At 67.5% G+C, this 18,455-nt stretch carries 19 protein-coding genes; all 19 read left to right on the forward strand.

Annotated features, from left to right (window positions below):
* Positions 1-68 precede the first annotated feature (68 nt).
* The 19 genes from ACPFMA_RS13300 to ACPFMA_RS13390 all read left to right on the forward strand — a co-directional run bounded on the left by ACPFMA_RS13300 (position 69) and on the right by ACPFMA_RS13390 (position 18,373).
* Positions 69-1,427 carry an aromatic ring-hydroxylating oxygenase subunit alpha gene (locus ACPFMA_RS13300; protein WP_425930472.1) on the forward strand — a complete coding sequence of 453 codons (1,359 nt, stop codon included), beginning with the start codon at positions 69-71 and terminating at the stop codon, positions 1,425-1,427.
* The gene (locus tag ACPFMA_RS13305) at positions 1,427-3,133 is read left to right on the forward strand and encodes an FAD-binding protein (RefSeq protein WP_425930473.1); all 1,707 of its coding nucleotides are present in this window, start codon (positions 1,427-1,429) and stop codon (positions 3,131-3,133) included. The genes ACPFMA_RS13300 and ACPFMA_RS13305 overlap by 1 nt, the downstream gene beginning before the upstream one ends.
* Before the next feature lie 45 nt (positions 3,134-3,178).
* The gene (locus tag ACPFMA_RS13310; protein WP_064301355.1) at positions 3,179-4,162 is read left to right on the forward strand and encodes a thiamine pyrophosphate-dependent dehydrogenase E1 component subunit alpha; all 984 of its coding nucleotides are present in this window, start codon (positions 3,179-3,181) and stop codon (positions 4,160-4,162) included.
* Positions 4,159-5,151: an alpha-ketoacid dehydrogenase subunit beta gene (locus ACPFMA_RS13315; RefSeq protein WP_201163931.1), complete on the forward strand. Its 993-nt coding sequence runs from the start codon at positions 4,159-4,161 to the stop codon at positions 5,149-5,151. Before ACPFMA_RS13310 ends, ACPFMA_RS13315 begins: the two co-directional genes overlap by 4 nt.
* Before the next feature lie 20 nt (positions 5,152-5,171).
* Positions 5,172-5,402, forward strand: coding sequence for a biotin/lipoyl-containing protein (locus ACPFMA_RS13320; RefSeq protein ID WP_064301353.1), 231 nt, complete (start codon positions 5,172-5,174; stop codon positions 5,400-5,402).
* Between the two features lie 23 nt (positions 5,403-5,425).
* On the forward strand, positions 5,426-6,256 hold the full coding sequence (locus ACPFMA_RS13325; RefSeq protein WP_425930474.1) for a 2-oxo acid dehydrogenase subunit E2: 831 nt from the start codon (positions 5,426-5,428) through the stop codon (positions 6,254-6,256).
* Positions 6,253-7,788, forward strand: a complete 1,536-nt coding sequence (locus ACPFMA_RS13330) for a class I adenylate-forming enzyme family protein (RefSeq protein ID WP_425930475.1) — start codon at positions 6,253-6,255, stop codon at positions 7,786-7,788. Before ACPFMA_RS13325 ends, ACPFMA_RS13330 begins: the two co-directional genes overlap by 4 nt.
* A gap of 75 nt (positions 7,789-7,863) precedes the next feature.
* Positions 7,864-9,087, forward strand: a complete 1,224-nt coding sequence (locus ACPFMA_RS13335; protein WP_425930476.1) for an acyl-CoA dehydrogenase family protein — start codon at positions 7,864-7,866, stop codon at positions 9,085-9,087.
* An 11-nt stretch (positions 9,088-9,098) separates the two neighbouring features.
* Positions 9,099-10,220 (forward strand): acyl-CoA dehydrogenase family protein, encoded by a 1,122-nt coding sequence (locus ACPFMA_RS13340; RefSeq protein ID WP_064301349.1) that lies wholly within the window; start codon positions 9,099-9,101, stop codon positions 10,218-10,220.
* A 49-nt stretch (positions 10,221-10,269) separates the two neighbouring features.
* Complete coding sequence (locus ACPFMA_RS13345; RefSeq protein WP_064301348.1) at positions 10,270-10,824, forward strand: nuclear transport factor 2 family protein; 555 nt, start codon at positions 10,270-10,272, stop codon at positions 10,822-10,824.
* A gap of 16 nt (positions 10,825-10,840) precedes the next feature.
* Complete coding sequence (locus tag ACPFMA_RS13350) at positions 10,841-11,851, forward strand: zinc-dependent alcohol dehydrogenase family protein (protein ID WP_425930477.1); 1,011 nt, start codon at positions 10,841-10,843, stop codon at positions 11,849-11,851.
* 33 nt (positions 11,852-11,884) lie between these two features.
* The gene (locus ACPFMA_RS13355) at positions 11,885-12,598 is read left to right on the forward strand and encodes an SDR family oxidoreductase (protein WP_425930478.1); all 714 of its coding nucleotides are present in this window, start codon (positions 11,885-11,887) and stop codon (positions 12,596-12,598) included.
* Positions 12,595-13,380: an SDR family NAD(P)-dependent oxidoreductase gene (locus ACPFMA_RS13360; protein ID WP_064301345.1), complete on the forward strand. Its 786-nt coding sequence runs from the start codon at positions 12,595-12,597 to the stop codon at positions 13,378-13,380. The genes ACPFMA_RS13355 and ACPFMA_RS13360 overlap by 4 nt, the downstream gene beginning before the upstream one ends.
* Before the next feature lie 12 nt (positions 13,381-13,392).
* On the forward strand, positions 13,393-14,211 hold the full coding sequence (locus ACPFMA_RS13365) for an SDR family NAD(P)-dependent oxidoreductase (protein WP_425930479.1): 819 nt from the start codon (positions 13,393-13,395) through the stop codon (positions 14,209-14,211).
* Complete coding sequence (locus ACPFMA_RS13370; RefSeq protein ID WP_064301343.1) at positions 14,211-14,810, forward strand: nuclear transport factor 2 family protein; 600 nt, start codon at positions 14,211-14,213, stop codon at positions 14,808-14,810. The genes ACPFMA_RS13365 and ACPFMA_RS13370 overlap by 1 nt, the downstream gene beginning before the upstream one ends.
* Entirely contained in the window at positions 14,807-15,979 is a 1,173-nt protein-coding gene (locus ACPFMA_RS13375) for an NADH:flavin oxidoreductase (RefSeq protein ID WP_425930480.1), read from the forward strand. Before ACPFMA_RS13370 ends, ACPFMA_RS13375 begins: the two co-directional genes overlap by 4 nt.
* Before the next feature lie 28 nt (positions 15,980-16,007).
* Positions 16,008-16,433, forward strand: a complete 426-nt coding sequence (locus ACPFMA_RS13380; protein ID WP_064301342.1) for a carboxymuconolactone decarboxylase family protein — start codon at positions 16,008-16,010, stop codon at positions 16,431-16,433.
* A 180-nt stretch (positions 16,434-16,613) separates the two neighbouring features.
* Positions 16,614-17,522: an enoyl-CoA hydratase/isomerase family protein gene (locus tag ACPFMA_RS13385; RefSeq protein ID WP_425930481.1), complete on the forward strand. Its 909-nt coding sequence runs from the start codon at positions 16,614-16,616 to the stop codon at positions 17,520-17,522.
* Positions 17,519-18,373 carry an FAS1-like dehydratase domain-containing protein gene (locus tag ACPFMA_RS13390; protein ID WP_205884569.1) on the forward strand — a complete coding sequence of 285 codons (855 nt, stop codon included), beginning with the start codon at positions 17,519-17,521 and terminating at the stop codon, positions 18,371-18,373. Before ACPFMA_RS13385 ends, ACPFMA_RS13390 begins: the two co-directional genes overlap by 4 nt.
* Positions 18,374-18,455: the final 82 nt, after the last annotated feature.

The following is an 18,455-nucleotide window of genomic DNA, read 5'->3' on the forward strand; positions in this document are numbered from 1 at the left end:
TTCGCTGCCCTTCAACAACAATAAGAAGCCAGGCAGACCCCGTGGGCTGCCGATGCAGGAGGTTCCAGATGACTGCTCGAGAATCGGCACCACAGGCGGTACGGCCGGATTTCGTCCCCCGCGACGGTTACATCTCAAAGGACTATGTGCAACTCGAAAAGGAGCGGATGTGGCCGAAGGTGTGGCAAGTGGCCTGCCGTCTCGAAGAGCTCCCCAACGTCGGCGACTACGTGACCTTCGACGTGATCGACGAGTCGATCATCGTCACTCGCCTGACCGGTGACCGGATCAAGGCCTACTACAACGTCTGCCAGCACCGCGGACGCCGCCTCACCAGCGGTTGCGGCCACGCCACCAAGTTCCACTGCAACTACCACGGCTGGCAGTGGAACCTCGATGGCAGCCTGCTGCGCATCCTCGACGAGGACGATTGGGCCGGTTGCCCGAACATGAGCCACGAAGAGCTGGCGCTCAAGGAAGTGCTGGTCGACACCTGGGGCGGCTTCGTCTTCATCAACATGGACCCCGCTGCCGAGCCGCTGGCCAAGTACCTGGATCCGGTGCCGGAAATCACCGACTGCTACGAATTCGAGAAGATGCGCTACCGCTGGTACAAGTCGGTGCGCCTGCCGTGCAACTGGAAGGTCGCGCTGGAGGCCTTCAACGAGGGCTACCACGTCGCCGCCACCCACCCGCAGATCCTCGATACCCAGGGCGACGACGTCACCCGCAGCTTCGCCTTCGGCAAGCACGGCATGTTCGACTACTCGACCGCCACCCGCCTGCCGGGCACGCCATCGCCGCGCACCGGCAAGCCGATTCCCGAAGACATCCGCCCTGGCCTGGTGAAGTTCTACCAGATCATGGAAGACCAGCTCAAAGCCATCTTCACCGACCGCGACCACGAGGCCACCAAGCGCCTGCTGACCGAGGTCGAGCCGACCCAGGACCAGATGCTGGTGCTGGGCAAGGCCATGCAGTTCCAGGCCGAGGCGGCCATCGCCGAAGGCGCTGGCTGGCCGAACATCTCGCCGGAGCAGATGGGTCGTGCCGGCACCGACTGGCACGTGTTCCCGAACCTGGTGTTCCTGCTGTATCCCGATGGCGCGCTGTTCTACCGCGCCCGTCCCGACGGCGACAACCCGGACTCGTGCATCTACGACATCTGGTCGCTCAAGCGCTACGCCCCGGGCCAGGAGCCCAAGCTCAAGCGCGAGTTCTACCACGGCGTGGATGACTGGAAAAACAACACCGTGGAGAACTTCGGCCTGATCCTCAGCCAGGACTTCAACAACATGGGCCAGGTCCAGCAGGGCATGAAGTCCCGTGGCTTCACCGGTTCCAGGACCAGCCCGCTGCAGGAGTCGGCGATCTCCAATTTCCATCGTGAGCTGAGCGAGTACCTCTTCGCCGCGGAGTCCAAGTAATGAGCCAATGGGACGAAAGCGTCGACCTGCTCATCGTCGGCAGCGGCGGGGGCTCCATGTGCGCGGCACTCAAGGCCAAGGAGTTGGGCAAGCGCGCCCTGATCATCGAGAAGCTCGACAAGGTCGGCGGCTCCACCGGCTACTCCGGCGGGGTCTGGTGGGTGCCGAACAACCCGGTGATGAAACGCCATGGCGTCGCCGACTCCTATGAGAAGGCACAGCAGTACCTGGCCAGCACCGTGACCTACGAAGGGCCGTCCACCAGCCCGGAACGGCGCGAGGCGTTCCTGCGCACCGGCCCGCTGATGGTGGATTTCCTCGAGCGCGCGGGCATGGCCTTCGAATACGCCGACGGCTGGGCCGACTACTACGATGACCGTCCCGGTGGCCAGCCACGGGGTCGCTCGCTGGTGGCCAAGCTGTTCGATATCCGCGAGCTGGGCGACTGGGCAGGGCGCCTGTCGCGCTACCAGGGCGCGGCGATCCCGGCCAACTCCCACGAGTTCCCCACGCTGTTCCTGATGAAGCGCACCTGGGCCGGCAAGCTCAAGGCGCTGCAACTGGGCCTGCGCATGGTCCGCCAGAAACTCACCGGCAAGGAAATCCTCGGCGGTGGCGCAGCGATCCAGGGCCGCATGCTGCAGATCGCCCTGCGTGAAGGCTTGCCGATCTGGACCTCGACGCCGGTCCAGGAACTGATCGTCGAAGACGGCCGGGTGACCGGCGTGGTCGCCCTTCGCGAAGGGCGCCAGGTTCGTGTCCAGGCCAAGGACGGCGTGCTGATCAACACCGGCGGTTTCTCGCGCAACGCCGACATGCGCAAGCGCTTCCAGCCGCAGCCGTCCTCGGCGCAGTGGACCAACGCCAACCCCGGCGATACCGGCGAGGTCATCGAGGCCGCCATGCAACTGGGCGCCGCGGTGGACTGCATGGACGAAGCCTGGTGGGTGGTCACCTCCCTGGGCCCCGACGAAAGCCTGCCCGAGGGTGCGCGCACCGCCAAGGGCGAGCCGCTGCCGTTCATGCACCACCTGGACCTGTCGCTGCCGTACTCGATCATGGTCGACCAGGACGGCCGGCGTTTCTGCGACGAAGCCGGCTCCTACATGGAAATCGGCCAGCGCATGTACAAGCGCCAGGCCGAAACCGGCAAGGCCGTGCCGAGCTGGGTGGTGATGGACAGCCGCCAGCGCAAGTTCTACCCCTGGGGCACGGCCATGCCCGGCCAGGTGCCGAAGCAGTGGCTGGACAGCGGCTACATGGTCAAGGCGGATTCGCTGGAGGCGCTGGCGCGCAAATGCGCCATCGACACGGCCGGCCTGCTGGACACGGTGCAGCGTTTCAACGGTTTTTGCGCCAAGGGCGTCGACGCCGATTTCGGCCGCGGTTCGCGGGCCTTCGACCGCTGCCATGGCGATCCGTCGGTCACCCCCAACCCGAACCTGGGCAGCATCGAGCAGGGGCCGTTCTACGCCGTGCGCATGTACCCCGGCGATGTGGGGACCGCCGGCGGCCTGGTCACCGACCAGTACGCCCGGGTCCTGCGCGAGGACGGCAGCTGCATTGCCGGCCTCTACGCCACGGGCAATGCCACGGCGGGGGTCACCGGGCGCTGCTACCCGGGTGCCGGCACCAGCATCGCCGCGTCCTTCATCTTCGCTTACATCGCCGCCCAGCATTCGGCCGGGCGCGACAACATCTGGTAGGGCACGCCAGCCCGGCGTTTTGGTTCAGACGGAGAGAACAACACGATGACAGCCGCAATTCCAGACCGCGACGTCCTGGTAGGCATCTACCAGCGCATGACCCGGATCAAGCAGAACGACGAGCGCTTCCGCGCGGTACTCAAGTCCGGGAAGCTGGTCATGCCGTACTACTCGCCCCGTGGCCAGGAGGTGATCCCTTCGGCCGTGTCGGCCTGCCTGACCGCTGAAGACTACATCTGCACCATCTATCGAGGGGTGCACGACATGATTGCCAAGGGTATCCCGCTCAAGGACCTTTGGGCCGAGTTCGGTGGCCGGGTGACCGGCACCTGCAAGGGCAAGGGCGGACCGATGCACGTGACCCACCCGGCCACCGGCGTCATGGTCACCACCGGTATCGTCGGCAGTTCCATGCCGATCGCCAACGGCCTGGCCCTGGCCGCGCAGATCCGCGGTGAGAAGCGCGTCGCCGTGGCCTATTTCGGTGACGGCGCGAGCAACATCGGGGCCTTCCACGAGGCCCTGAACATGGCTTCGGTATGGAAGCTGCCGGTGATCTTCGTCTGCCAGAACAATGGCTACGCCGAGCACACCAAGTACGCCTACGGCACCTCGGTGGCCAATATCGCCCAGCGCGCCGTGGCCTATTCCATGCCCGGCGTCACCGTCGATGGCAACGACCCGGTGGCCATGTACCACGCCGCCCGCGAGGCCGTCGAACGTGCCCGCGCCGGCCAGGGGCCGACCCTGATCGAGGCCAAGACCTTCCGCTTCCATGGCCATGTGTTCGGCGATGCCGACGCCTACATGGACAAGGGCGAGAAGGACGCCTGGATGGCCAAGGACCCGGTACCGCTGTTCCGCGCCTGGTTGATCGCCACCGGGCATGCCAGCGAGACCGAGCTGGCCGACATGGAAGCCCTGATCGCCGGCGAGATCGACGAAGCCGTGGAATTCACATTGAACAGCCCCTATCCGGATCTCGCCGAGCTCAAGCGCGACATCTTCAAGGACGAGGTGACCGCATGAACCAGCCAGCCAAGTTCAACACCATCCAGGCGATCAACCTGGCGCTCGACGACGCCATGGCCGCCGACCCGAACGTCATCGTCCTCGGCGAGGACGTTGGCGACAAGGAAGAGGGCGGCATCGTCGGGGTGACCCGCGGGCTGTCCTATACCTACGGCGACTCCCGGGTGCGTTCCACGCCGATCTCCGAGCAGGCGATCATCGGCGCGGCCATCGGCGCGGCCATCGTCGGCATGCGCCCGGTCGCCGAGATCATGCTGATGAACTTCACCACCGTGGCGATGGACATGATCATCAACCACGCCGCCAAGCTGCGCTTCATGTCCGGCGGCCAGACCCACGTGCCGATGGTGATTCGCACCATGACCGGCGCCGGTTTCGGCACCGGCGGACAGCACGCCGACTACCTCGAGGCCTGGTTCGCCCACACCGCCGGGATCAAGGTGGTGGCGCCGTCCACGCCTGCCGATGCCTACGGCCTGATGCTGTCGGCCATCGAGGACGATGACCCGGTGCTGTTCATCGAGAACATGCCGACCTACTGGAACCCGGGCGCGCCACCGGAGCGCGGGGTGAAGATCCCCCTGGGCAAGGCCAAGGTGGTCCGCGAGGGCAGCGACGTGACCCTGATCAGCTACAGCCGGCGCATGCAGGAATGCGCGGCGGTGGCGGAGAAGCTGGCGGCGGAAGGCATCTCGGTGGAACTCATCGACCTGCGCACCATTTCGCCGCTGGACACCGACTGCATCCTCGCCTCCGTGGGCAGGACCGGCCGCGCGGTGATCGTCCACGAAGCGGTGAAGCCTTTTGGCGTCGGCGCCGAGATCGCCTCGCTGATCTACGAATCCCTGTACGGCCAGCTCAAGGCGCCGGTGCAGCGGGTCGGTGCCAACTACGCGCCGGTGCCGTTCTCCAAGCCACTGGAAGACGCCCATGTCCCGGGTGTCGAGCAGATCGAAAGCGCCGTGCGCGCCACCCTTAACCGTTAACACCGTTCAAGGAACACCTGATGAGCACTCAAGTACTGCTGCCCAAGCTGGGCTTCTCGATGAATGAAGGCACCCTGGCCGAATGGCTGGTGGCCGATGGCGCAACGGTCAAGGAAGGGGAGGTGCTCTACGCCCTGGAAAGCGACAAGTCGGTCCAGGAGATCGAGGCCCCGGCCAGCGGCACGCTGAAAATCGTCGCCCCGGCGGGCGAAACCTACGAGGTCGGCGCCTTGCTGGCCGAGATCATCTAAGCCTTCGCCACAGAGGAACGACCATGAGCGCCGATGTTTCAGCGAGTACCGGCCGCGACGCACCGGCGGCCTTCGGCAGTGACCTGCCAGCCTGGCCGCAGGTGGACTTCAGCGAGTTCGGCGAAGTGGAGGCGCGTGCGCTGTCGCGGGTGCAGACGCTCACCGCGCGGTACATGTCGCGCAACTGGCTGATGATTCCCCATGTCACCCATCACGATGACGCCGATATCACCGCGCTCGAGCAGCAGCGCAAGGCGCGCAACGCGGCGGGCGAGCCGGTCAAGCTGACCCTGCTGCCCTACCTGATCAAGGCGGTGGTGGAGGCGCTGAAGGCATTTCCCCAGTTCAACGCCTCGCTCGATGGCAGTGGCAAGCAGCTGGTGCTGAAGAAGTACTTCCATATCGGCGTGGCGGTCGACACCCGCTTCGGCCTGCTGGTGCCGGTGATCCGCGACTGCGACCGCAAGAGCGTCGCGCAACTGGCGCAGGAGCTCCAGGCCATTACCAGCAAGGCCCGTGACAAGGGCCTGGGCATGGCGGAGATGTCCGGTGGCTGCTTCACCATCAGTTCCCTTGGCGCCTTCGGCGGCACCGGCTTCACGCCCATCGTCAACGCGCCGGAAGTGGCCATCCTCGGGGTGACCCGCAGCCAGGAGAAGCCGCGCCGGGGCGCCGACGACCAGGTCCAGTGGCGCCAGGTGCTGCCGCTGTCGCTGAGCTACGACCACCGGGTCATCAACGGTGCCGACGCGGCGCGCTTCACCGCCAGGCTGGCGCAGTTGCTGGCCGAGGTCGCCCCCCTGGAGCAGGCCCCGACCCTCCCAACACCGACACCTGTAACGGAACAGCAATGAATACACTCGGTGAAATGATCGAGCGTAATGCTCGCTTTTTCCCTGCGGGCAATGCCTTCACCTCCGTCAGCCGGCGGGTGAGCAACGCCGAGCTGGCCGAGCGTGCGCGCCGGCTGGCGGCAAGCTTCTACCAGCAGGGCCTGCGTCGCCAGGACCGGGTCGCGATCCTGGCGATGAACTGCGTCGAGTACTACGAGACCTACCGCGCCTGCGAGTGGGCCGGCTTCATCGCCGCCACGGTGAACTTCCGCCTGGCGCCGCGGGAAGTGCTGTACATCCTGCAGGACGCCGCGCCCAGGACGTTGGTGTTCGAGGCGCAATACACCGCGGTGGTGGCGCAATTGCGCGCCGAGCTGCCGACCATCGAGCACTACCTGTGCATCGGCCCAGCGCCGGACTGGGCCGTGCCCTTCGAGCAGGCCATGGCCGACGGCGATCCGTCCGGCCCGCCGATGCGCGCCCAGCCCGATGACTACGCCTACCTGATGTACACCAGCGGCACCACCGGCCAGCCCAAGGGCGTGGTGCGCACCCACCGCGCCATGTGCCGCACCGCCGACAGCTGCGCCCTGATGAGCGACTTCAGCGGGGCCACGCGGGTGCTGCAGACCACCCCGGCGTTCCACATCGGCGGCATCGGCTTCGTTAACTCGGCGGCCTGGGTCGGCGGCTCGACCGTCATCCACCAGGGCTTCGACCCGCGCACCACCTTGCAGGCCGTGCAGGATGAGAAGGTCACCTTCACCTTCATGGTCGCCGCCATGCTCCAGGCGGTGCTGGATGTTCCCGAGATCAGCGATTACTGCCTCGACAGCCTGGCGCACGTGGTGACGGCGGCGGCGCCGATCCCCGCGCCGCTGCTCAGGCGCGCCTTCGACGTGCTGGGCCCGATCTTCTCGGTGCAGTACGGCATGACCGAAAGCAACGCCTGCGTGCTGCCGCGGCACGAAGTCAATCCGTTCGGCAGCCCGCAGCAGGTCCACCGCCTGGAGTCGGTCGGCGTGCCGTGCCCGGGCATCGAGCTGAAGGTGCTCGACGACCACGGCAACGAGTGCCCGGAGGGTGTGCCGGGCGAGGTGGTCCTGCGTTCCGAAACCCAGCTCAGCGGCTACTGGAACAATTCGGTGGCGACCATGGAGGCCCTGCGCGACGGCTGGTACCACACCGGTGACATGGGCTACCGCGACGCCGAGGGCTACCTGTACCTGGTCGATCGCAAGAAGGACATGATCATTTCCGGCGGCGAGAACATCTACAGCCGCGAAGTGGAGGTCGCCCTGGAGCTGCACCCGCAGGTGAAGGAGTCGGCGGTCATCGGCATCGCCGATCCGAAATGGGGCGAATCGGTCAAGGCGGTGGTGGTGCTGGTGCCCGGCACCAGCCTCGGCGAGGCCGACCTGATCGTCCACTGCAAGTCGGTGCTGGCCAGCTACAAGTGCCCGAAGGTGATCGAATTCGTCGGTGAACTGCCACGCATGGCCACCGGCAAGATCAACAAGGTGGCGCTGCGCGAGCGCGAGCGGGTCGCTTGAATCCGGGTTTTGAAGTCAATGATCGGGGGCCGCTCGTGCAGCGGTCCCCTCGAGGCGAGATGAGGAGCTACCACCATGCATTTTGAGTTCAGCCCTGAAGACGAGGCATTCCGCCAGGAAGTCCGGCAGTTCTTCCAGGAAAGCGTCAGCCGCGAGGTTGCCCACTACGGCTTCGAGGGCGCCCACCCGGTGCCCCGGGATGTGTTGCGCACCTGGCAGAAGACCCTGCATGCGCGTGGCTGGGGCGCACCGCACTGGCCCCAGGAGTTCGGCGGCACCGGCTGGTCGGCGATCCGCAAGCACATCTTCCTGGAAGAGCTGGTCAACGCCGACGGCCTGGACTACGGCTGGCAAGGCACCCACATGATGGCACCGGTGGTGATCGCCTTCGGCAGCCAATGGCAGCAGGAAACCTTCCTGCCGCCGTTGCTGGCCGGCGACGTGTTCTGGTGCCAGGGCTTCTCCGAGCCCAATTCCGGTTCCGACCTGGCCAGCCTCAAGACCCGCGCCGAACTCGACGAGGCGGGGACCCACTACATCGTCAACGGGCAGAAGATCTGGACCAGTGACGCGAAGATCGCCGACTGGGGCTTTTTCCTGGTGCGTACCGACGCGACCGTCAAGCCGCAGCGCGGCATTTCCTTCCTGCTCATCGACATGAAGACCCCGGGCATCACCGTGCGCCCGATCGTCTCCATCGACGGCGGCGACGGCCTGGCCGAAGTGTTCCTGGAAAACGTCCGGGTACCCAAGGAAAACCTGGTGGGCGAACCCGGCATGGGCTGGACCTACGCCAAGTACCTGCTGGAGAAGGAGCGCACCTCCAGCGCGTTCATCTACTTCAACAAGCGTGAACTGGAGAAGGCCAAGGCGATCGCCCGCCACGAGACCGTCGATGGCGTGCCGCTCCTGGAAACCCCGGCCTTCGCCCGGCGCGTCGGCGAGATCGAGACCGACATCCTCGCCCTGGAATGGTCGGTGCTGCGTGTGCTGGCCCAGGAAAGCTTCCGCGACAACCTCGATGCGGTCGTCTCGACCCTCAAGGTCCGCGGCTCCGAGTTGCAGCAGCGCGTCACCGAGCTGCAGGTCGATGCCCTCGGACCGCGGGCGCTGCGCTTCTTCGACCATGGTCCAGGGCGCCTCGGCCACGAGCACGTGTCCAGCGAATGGGACGACCTGTGGCCGGCCTACGTGCCCGGGCGCAGCAACATGTACTTCTTCCAGCGCGCCGCGACGATCTACGGCGGCGCCCGGGAAGTGCAGAAAAACATCATTGCCAAACTGGCGTTCGGCCTCTGAGGAGCGGTCACATGGATTTCAATCTTTCCGAAGAGCAGGTAATGCTGCGTGATGGCGTCGAGCGCTACATCCGCGAGGACTACGGTTTCGAGGCGCGCCGGCACCAGGCCGGCAGCGGCGAAGGCTTCAGCCGCGCGCACTGGCAGCAGTTCGCCGAGCTGGGCTGGCTGGCGCTGACCCTGCCGGAGGATGTCGGCGGCCTGGACTGCTCGTTCGTCGAGGCGTCGGTGGTGCTCGAATCGTTCGGCCGCGGCATGGTCCTGGAGCCCTTCGTCAGCAGCGCGGTGCTGTGCGCGCGGATCATCGACCGCAGCGGCAGCGACTACCACCGCAACGACCTGCTGCCGGCGCTGATCGAGGGCCGCCTGCTGCTGGCGCTTGCCGACAGCGAGAGCGGTTCGCGCTTCGCCATCGGCTGCTGCGACGACACCATCGCCCACAAGACCGGCCAGGGCTACCAGCTCACGGGCAGCAAGACCCTGGTGTTCAACGCACCCTCGGCCGACAAGCTGCTGGTGACCGCGCGCCTCGACGACGCCAGCGAGCCGGCGGTGTTCGTGGTGGACCGCACGGCCCCCGGGGTGACGCTCAACGAATACCCGCTGGTGGATGGCTCGCGCGCCGCCGACGTGCGCTTTGCCAAGGTCGAGCTGGACGATTCGGCGCTGCTGCTCAGCCCGGGCAAGAGCCAGGCCGTGCTCGACGAGGCGAGCGACCGTGCCGCCCTGGCCGTGGTGGCGCAGATGCTCGGGGTGATGCACGGGGTCATCGACATGACCGCCGAGTACATCAAGACCCGCAACCAGTTCGGCCAGCCCATCGGCAAGTTCCAGGCGCTGCAGCACCGGATGGCGGAGATGTTCATCGAGGCGCAGCACGCCCGTTCGATCCTCTACCGGGGCATGGCCTACCTCGACAAGCCTGCCGCCGAACGCCGCCAGGCGGTGTCCGCGGCCAAGGCGGCGGCGAGCAAGGCCGGGCGCTTCGTCTGCGCGCAAGGGGTGCAGTTGCACGGCGGCATCGGCCTCACCGAGGAGTACCCGGTAGGGCATTACTTCCGCCTGATGACCCTGTTGGAAAAGCAGTTCGGCGACACCGACTTCCATCTGGCGCGCTTCGTCGCCCGCCATTGACCAGGCGCCCGCATCGCCTGGCGGTGCGGGCCATTGCAGGGAGCCTTGCATGAACGACAACAAGAACAACAAGAACGATGTTTCGCAGGAGCGCATCCAGTCCTTGCTCGACCGCCAGGACATCCTCGACTGCCTGACGCGCTACTGCCGTGCCGTGGACCGCTTCGACACCGAGTTGCTGCGCAGCGTCTACCACGAGGATGCCATCGACGACCACGGCAGCTTCCTCGGCGACCGCGACAGCTTCATCGACTGGGCGCTGGGCTACCACCGCCAGCACCAGCTGTCGCACCACCACATGATCTTCAACCACAGCGTCGAGCTGGACGGCGACCAGGCGCACAGCGAAACCTACTGGCTGTTCTTCGGCGAGAACCGCAGCAAGCCCGACACCCTGGCGGTGGGCCGCTACATCGACCGTTTCGAGAAGCGCGCCGGACGCTGGGCCATCGCCGAGCGGGTGTGCGTCACCGAATCGGTCAACGAGCTGGGTGCGCCGGACCTGCCGGCGGCGTTCCGCGCGGTGCAGATGGGCAATGCCCACAGCAGCCGCGACCGCCAGGACATCTCCTACCAACGGCCACTGCGCGCACGTCGCCCCTGATCGCCGGAGCACTTCGATGAAAGCTTATGTGATCGATCGCTACGGCGATGTCGATGGTCTCGTCCTGCGTGACGTGCCGACCCCTGGCCCGCCCGCGCCGGGCCAGGTGCTGGTGCGCCTGCGCGCGGCCTCGCTGAATTTCCGCGACCTGCTGATCGCCGGCGGGCAGTACCGCTCGCTGTGCAAGTCGTCGCTGATCCCGTGCTCCGATGGTGCCGGCGAAGTGATCGCGGTGGGCAGCGGCGTGACCCGGACCACCGTTGGCGAGCGGGTGATGCTGACCTTCCATCCGCACTGGATCAGCGGCGGCATGCCGGAGGGCCGGGATGTGCTGGGCCGGGGCGGCTCGGTCGACGGCACGCTGTGCGAATACGCCTGCGTCAGCCAGGAGGAAGTGGTGCGGGTGCCCGAGCACCTGTCCTACGAGGAAGCTGCCACGCTGCCGTGCGCCGCGCTCACCGCCTGGGCGGCGCTCAACGCCGGACGCGGCCTGCTGCCTGGCCAGAGCGTGCTGACCCAGGGCGGCGGCGGGGTATCGGTGTTCGCCGTGCAACTGGCCAAGCTGGCCGGCGCCCGGGTGATCGCCCTGTCTTCCAGCGCCCAGCGCCTGGAACGCCTGCGCGCCCTGGGGGCCGACGCTACGATCGACTACCGCGTGCACCCGGAATGGCATGCGCTGGTGCGGCAGATGACCGGCGGCGAGGGCGTCGACCTGACGGTCGAGGTCGGCGGCGGCGACACGGTCGAGCGCTCGGTGCAGGCCACCCGCGTCGGTGGCCGCCTGAGCCTCGTCGGCCTGCTCAGTGGCGGCCCCAAGCTCAGCGAGGCCTTTTTCTATCGCGGCTTGACCCTGCACAGCATCCGGGTCGGCAGCCGCGAACAGTTCGAGCAGATGTGCGCGGCCATCGCGGCTCATCGCCTGCGGCCGGTCATCGAGCGGGTATTCCGTTTCGACGAGCTGCATGCGGCGTTCCAGGCGCTGGGCAGCGCCCGTCACTTCGGCAAGCTGGTGATCACCATCGACTGATACGACTGCCAATAACAACAAGAGGACAGGCGAATGAAGGATTGGGATTGCGGTGTACGCCCTCTGGCGGGGCACCGGGTGTTGCTGGTCACGCCGGGATGCCCGGCGCTGGCCGGGCTGGGTGATGGATTGAGCGGGCTCGGGGCCGACTGCCGGGAGGTGTTCGCAGCCGAGGACTGCGCCGCGCTCGCGCCGCTCGAAGCGGCCTTTGCCCGGTCCGAGGCCGAGCTGGGCGGGCTGGATGCGCTGGTGATCGCGGTGGGCAGTGCCCTGAGCCGTGAGCCGCGTCCGTTGACCGGGTTTTCCCCGGAGCAATGGCGGGACGCCTGCCTGGTGCCCTTGCGCACCACGCGCCAGTGCCTGCAAGCCGCCTGGCGCACCCTGGCCGGCCGCGCCGCGCGGATCGTGCTGCTCGGCCCCAACCTGGCGCTGACCGGCGCGAGCGGCCTGACGGCCCTCTCCGCACTCGGCGAAGGGCAGCGCGGGCTGATGAAATCCGCCGCCCGGCAGTGGGGCGGGCAGGGCATCCAGCTCAACTGGCTGGGGCTCGACGCCCGGGTCTTCGCCCGCGAGCTGGACGCCCAGGCGCTGGCCCGCAGCCCGGAGATGGGCGATCCCGCACCGGCTCTCGGGCGCACGCCCGACCTGTCCTGGGGCGTGGCCGAAAGCCTCGCCCTGCTCATCGGAGCCCATGCCTTCACCGGGGCTTCCCTTCCTGTCGACGGCGGTTTCTGGATGGTCCCATGACGCAGAGTGCACAGATTCGAACGCTGGAAGGGCGCGTCGCGCTGGTGACCGGCGCAGGCGGCGGGCTGGGCCGGGGTATCGCCCTGGCCCTGGCGGAAATGGGCGCCAGGGTGGTGATCGCGGCACGCCGGGGCGTGACGGGCGAGGAAACCGCCGCCCTGATCCGCGCCGAAGGCGGCGAGGCCCTGGCCCTGGAGGTCGACGTGACCGTGCTGGCCTCGGTGCAGGCTGCGGTCGGCGCGACGCTGGAGCGCTTCGGCGGCCTCGATATCCTGGTCCACAACGCCACCCACGGCGCCTCGGGGCACCCCAAGCAACTGGAGGCCTTCGACGACCAGGACTGGGACGACCAGGTCGCGGTGGACCTGGCGGGCGCCCATCACTGCGCGCTGGCGGCCTTCGAGGCCCTGCGCGCCAGCGACGCGGCACGCGCGGTGTTCCTGTGTTCGGCGTTCGGCCTGCACGGCGCGGCGCTGAACCCGGCCTATGCCGCCATCAAGGGCGCGATCCGCGGCCTGACCAAGGCGCTGGCGCGGGAGTGGGGGCCGTTCGGTATCACGGTCAATGCCATCTCTCCCTCGGCATTGACGTCGGCCGCCGAAGCGTTCTTCGCCAGCAACCCGGCGCTCTACCAGGACTACCTCGGCAAGTTCCCGCTGGGACGCATCGGTCATGAACGGGACGATGTCGGGCGTGCCGTGGCCGGCTTGTGCGGCCCGGGCATGGGCTATGTCACCGGGCAGATCATCCAGGTCGATGGCGGCCTGTACACCGCCGTGTAGGAGGAGAACAGCATGAATCGCTTGCAGGACAAAGTGGTCATCGTCACCGGCGCGGCCTCCGGGATCGGCCTGGCCAGCGCCACGCGGCTGGCCCGGGAGGGCGCCCGGGTGGTGCTCGCCGATATCGACCTGGACGCTGCGCAGCGGCAGGCGTCGCACCTGGCCGACGCGGGCGGACAGGTCGCGGCGGTACGGGTCGACCTGGGGGACGAGGCTTCCATCGCCGGCATGATCGAGCAGACGCAGCAGCGTTTTGGCGGGCTCGACGTGCTGTTCAACAACGCCGCCGCCACGCACCTTTCCACTCACCATGATGCCGCCGTGCAGGCGATGGACACGCAGGTGTGGGACGACACCCTGCGCATCAACCTGCGCGGCACCCTGCTGGCGAGCAAATACGCCATCGAGGCCATGCTGCCCCGTGGCGGCGGCGTCATCATCAATACCAGTTCCGGGGCCGCGCAGGCCGGGGCGCTGGGCTACAGCGCCTACGGGGTGTCCAAGGCCGGCATCGAGAACCTGACCCGCTACATCGCCGCGCAGCATGGCAAGCAGGGCATTCGCTGCAACGCCATCGCCCCCGGGCTGATCGTCACTCCGGCCACCCGCGACAACTTCGCCGGCCCCGCGGGCGAGATGATGCTTGCCCATCACCTGACGCCGCGCCTGGGCACGGCCGAGGACATCGCCCATGCGGTGCTGTTCCTGGCCAGCGACGAGGCGGCGTTCATCACCGGGCAGGTGATCAATGTCGATGGCGGGCTGCTGTCCCACCAGCCCTACTACGCCGACGAGATGCGCGGGCGCGCCGCCGCCGGGGAGGGATCGTGATGAGCGACGACGCACTGCTTGCCCGCCTGGAACGCGTCGAAGCCCAGCTGGCCATCGGCCAATTGCCGGCGCGCTACGCCCTGGCGGTGGATGCACGGGACCTGGAGGCACTGGGCGGCCTGTTCGTCGAGGATGTCGATTGTGGTCGCTGGGGCCGGGGGCGCGAGGCGTTGCAGGCGTTCTATGCCTCCGAAGCGATCCTCCAGGCCTTCTACCGCAGCGTGCACCAGGTCTGCGGCCAGACGCTGGACTTCCAGGATGCCGACCACGCTACCGGCACCGTCTACTGCCGCGCCGAACACGAGGATGGCGAGCACTGGGTGGTGATGGCCATCTGTTACTTCGATCAGTACGAACGCCGCGACGGCCAGTGGTATTTCGCCCGCCGCGACGAGCGCCACTGGTATTCGACCGACTGGTCGCAGCGCCCGGGCGTGCCGGCCTGGCAGAACTGGCCGGGCAAATACACCAGCGCGCGCTACCAGCCACGCCTGCCAGCGAGCTTCCCGAGCTGGCACGGATTCTGGTCCCGCACCGCGCGGGACTCCAGCAGCCAGGTCACACGGCAACCCTGTGTGGCCCAGGAACCTTCGACATGAATGCCATGCTTGCCCCGTTGTTCGAGCCGTTGCGCATCGGCTCCGCCCTGTTGAAGAACCGCATCGTCATGGCCCCCATGACGCGCAACTTCTGCCCGGGCGGGGTGCCCGGCGCCGATGTCGCCGGTTATTACCGACGCCGGGCCGAAGGTGAGACCGGGCTGGTCATCACCGAAGGGACCGGCGTCGACCATCCTGCCGCGCTGGGCGAGGCGGGCATCGGCGAAAGCGACCTGCCGCACCTGTATGGCGAAAGCGCCCTGGCCGGCTGGCGCAGGGTGGTCGAGCAGGTGCACGCGGCGGGTGGCCTGATCTTTCCGCAGCTCTGGCACCAGGGCGTGATGCGCGCCGCCGGCACCGGCCCGCACCCCGAGTCGCCCTCCCTGCGGCCTTCAGGGATCTGGGGGCCGGCGGGCGGCCTGACCTCCTCGTCGGCGGAATACGTGGCGCAGCAACTGCCCGTCACCGCGCCGATGAGCGAAAGCGACCTGCAGGACGTCATCGACAGCTACGTGCGCAGCGCCGTGCATGCGCAGCACTGCGGCTTCGATGGCCTGGCGATCCACGGCGCCCATGGCTACCTGATCGACACCTTCCTGTGGGAAGTGACCAACCGCCGTACTGATGCCTGGGGCGGCGGGCGCCGCGAACGCAGCCGTTTCGCGGCGGAACTGGTGCGGGCCATTCGCCTGGCCGTCGGGCCGGACCTGCCGATCCTGTTCCGCTTCTCGCAATGGAAGCAGCAGGACTTCCGCGCCAAGCTGGCGCTCAACCCGGTCGAGCTGGAGGAAATCCTGCTGCCGATCGCCGAGGCCGGGGTCGACGTCTTCGACGCCAGCGTCCGCTACTTCGACCGTGCCGAATTCCCCGACCAGGGCGGTGCCGACGCCCAGCTCAACCTGGCGGGCTGGGCCCGCAAGATCACCGGCCGGCTGGCCATGACAGTGGGCGGCGTGGGCTTGAGCAACGGCATGTACGACAGCAACAAGCAGGGTGGCTCCAGTGCCAGCGACAACCTCGACCGGCTCATGGCGCGCTTCGCCCGTGGCGAGTTCGACCTGGTGGGCGTCGGCCGCTCGCTGCTGCACGACCCGGGCTGGGCGCGCAAGGCCCGGCTTGGCGAGCCCTTCGAGGCGTTCTCCAACGATTCCCTGAAATCCCTGACCTGATCTTTCACTGCAGACGGAGTATTCGACGATGAGCGACAACAGCTACTGGGATGCCGGTTACGCGCACATGGTGCGCATGATGGGGCCGGAATTCGCCAAGGCCATGGAAGTGAACGCGGGGTCCGGGGGCTTCGCTGCCGATGTGGGGAAAATGGCGGTGGAGTTTGCCTTCGGCGCGGTCTGGTCGCGACCGGGGCTCGAGCTCAAGCACCGCAGCGCGGTGGTGATCGGCGCGCTGATCGCGTCGCGGCAGCCGGACGAGTTGCGCAATCACCTGCGGTTCGGGTTGAACAATGGGCTGAGTGTCGAGGAGATCCAGGAGATCATTATCCAGACGTTGCCTTATGTCGGGTTCCCGGCGGTGTCCAGTGCTTTGGGCGTGGCGATCGAGGTGCTGCGCGAGCGGGGGCTGGATGGGGGGATGCGGTCGGCTGAGGAGAGTGGGTTGCTGTAGGGATTGCGTTGCAGCTGCAAGGTGCTTGCCTTGAGCCTTGCAGCGCGCTCGATCTTGAGGGCGCTGCAAAACCCCCGGCATCCCCCCTTGCCATCCACCCCCAAATTGCAATAAATTGAACGCCATTCATAAATATGAATTTCCACAACGTTCAATTGCTTGATGGGGATCGCCGCGCGGATGAACGAGCACAGGGTCGACTACTGTTGCCACGCAGGAAAACGCATTGCTGTCCTGCACATGATGGCGCCGCCGGTGAACGCGTTCTCCTTGGCATTGCGTCGCGGCCTGCTGGAGGCGCTGCAGCGTGCCCGGGCCGATGAGTCCGTGGCCGCAGTAGTGCTGGCCGGGGCAGGACGGGGCTTCAGCGCCGGCGGCGATATCCGCGAGTTCGGTACCCCCGATGCCGCCGCCGAGCCCGGCCTGTCGAGCCATATCCATGTAGCCATCGAGACCCTGGGCAAACCGGTGATCGCCACCGCCCATGGCTTCGCCCTGGGCGGTGGCCTGGAAACCCTGCTGGCCTGCCATTACCGCATCGCGGAAAGCGATACCCGCCTCGGCCTGCCCGAGGTCGGCCTGGGCACCTTGCCGCTGTCGGCCACGCAACGCCTGCCGCGCCTGATCGGCATCCTGCCGGCGTTGCGCATGATGGTGGAGGGCACCCCCGGCACCGCCGCGCAGTGGGCCGACGGCCCGCTGTTCGATGCCGTGGTGGAGAGCGGCGGCGCACTGCAGGCGGCGCTGCGGCTGGCCACCGAGCTGATCGAGCGTCCCCTGGACGCCAACGCCCTAGCGCAACGCCTGGTCCGCCATCGCCCCTGGCCCGACGCCGATCCACAACAGGCGCTGATCCATGCCGAACTGTGGCTGCACCTGCGCCCGCACGATGCCGTTGCCCGCACCGCCTTCGCGGCGATCGAAGCGGGCGTGCAAGCCCCCGACTTCGACAGCGGGCTGGCCATCGCCCGGCAGTTCTATGACGCCCTGATGGACGGCGAGCGTATCGTCCAGGGGCGCGACCGCTTCCTGGCCGGTCATGCGTCCCCGGCCGTCGAACCTGAAAACAACAAGGAATGGCCCACGTGAGCATCGACGAGCAGTACCTCAAGACCTGGACCGGACGCCAGGAACAACAGCGCGATTTCCTGGCCCCGGCGCCCCTCGATGCCCTGGCCGCGACCCTGGACCGCGAGGACGGCGGTTATCCGGCCGGGGTGACGGTGCCGCCGCTGTGGCATTGGCTGTATTTCCTGCCCGCCGCCCGGCAGTCGCTGATCGACACCGATGGCCATCCGCAGCGCGGCGGCTTCCTGCCGCCGGTGAGCTTGCCACGGCGGATGTGGGCGGGCGGGCGCCTGCAGTTCCATGGCGATCTGCGCGTTGGCGTGGAGGTCGAGCGCCTGTCCACCATCCTCGATGTGTCCCACAAGAGCGGTCGCAGCGGCGAGCTGGTCTTCGTCAAGCTACGGCATGAGCTGGTCCAGGCGGGCGAGGTGCGGATCACCGAGGAACAGGACATCGTCTACCGCGATCCGCCACGCCCCGGCGACCCGCAGCCAGCGCCCCAGGCCGCCCCCGCGACGGCCCGCTGGTCGCGCACCGTGCGGCCCGACCCGGTGCTGCTGTTCCGCTACTCGGCGCTGACCTTCAACGGCCACCGCATCCATTACGACCGCCCCTACGCCCAGCAGGAGGAAGGTTATCCCGGCCTGGTGGTGCATGGGCCGCTGCTGGCCACCTTGCTGATGAACCTGCTGCGCGACGAATGCCCGCGGGCGCGGGTTGCAGGTTTTTCGTTTCGCGCAGTGCGCCCGGTCTTCGACACCACGGCGTTCCAGGTCTGTGCCGAGCCCGAGGCGGATGGCCGCGGCGTCCGCCTGTGGGTGCAGGACGGTGAGGGCTTCCTGTGCATGGACGCCCGTGCGGAGCTGGCGTGAGATGGACCGGTTGAGCGCCTGGTGGGGCAACCTGGGCTGGGTGATGCTCTGGTTGATCGTGTGTTTCTGGCTGTCATGAAAT

Origin of the sequence: Pseudomonas sp. NyZ201, assembly GCF_049860765.1 — a bacterium.
Classification (GTDB): domain Bacteria; phylum Pseudomonadota; class Gammaproteobacteria; order Pseudomonadales; family Pseudomonadaceae; genus Aquipseudomonas; species Aquipseudomonas bharatica.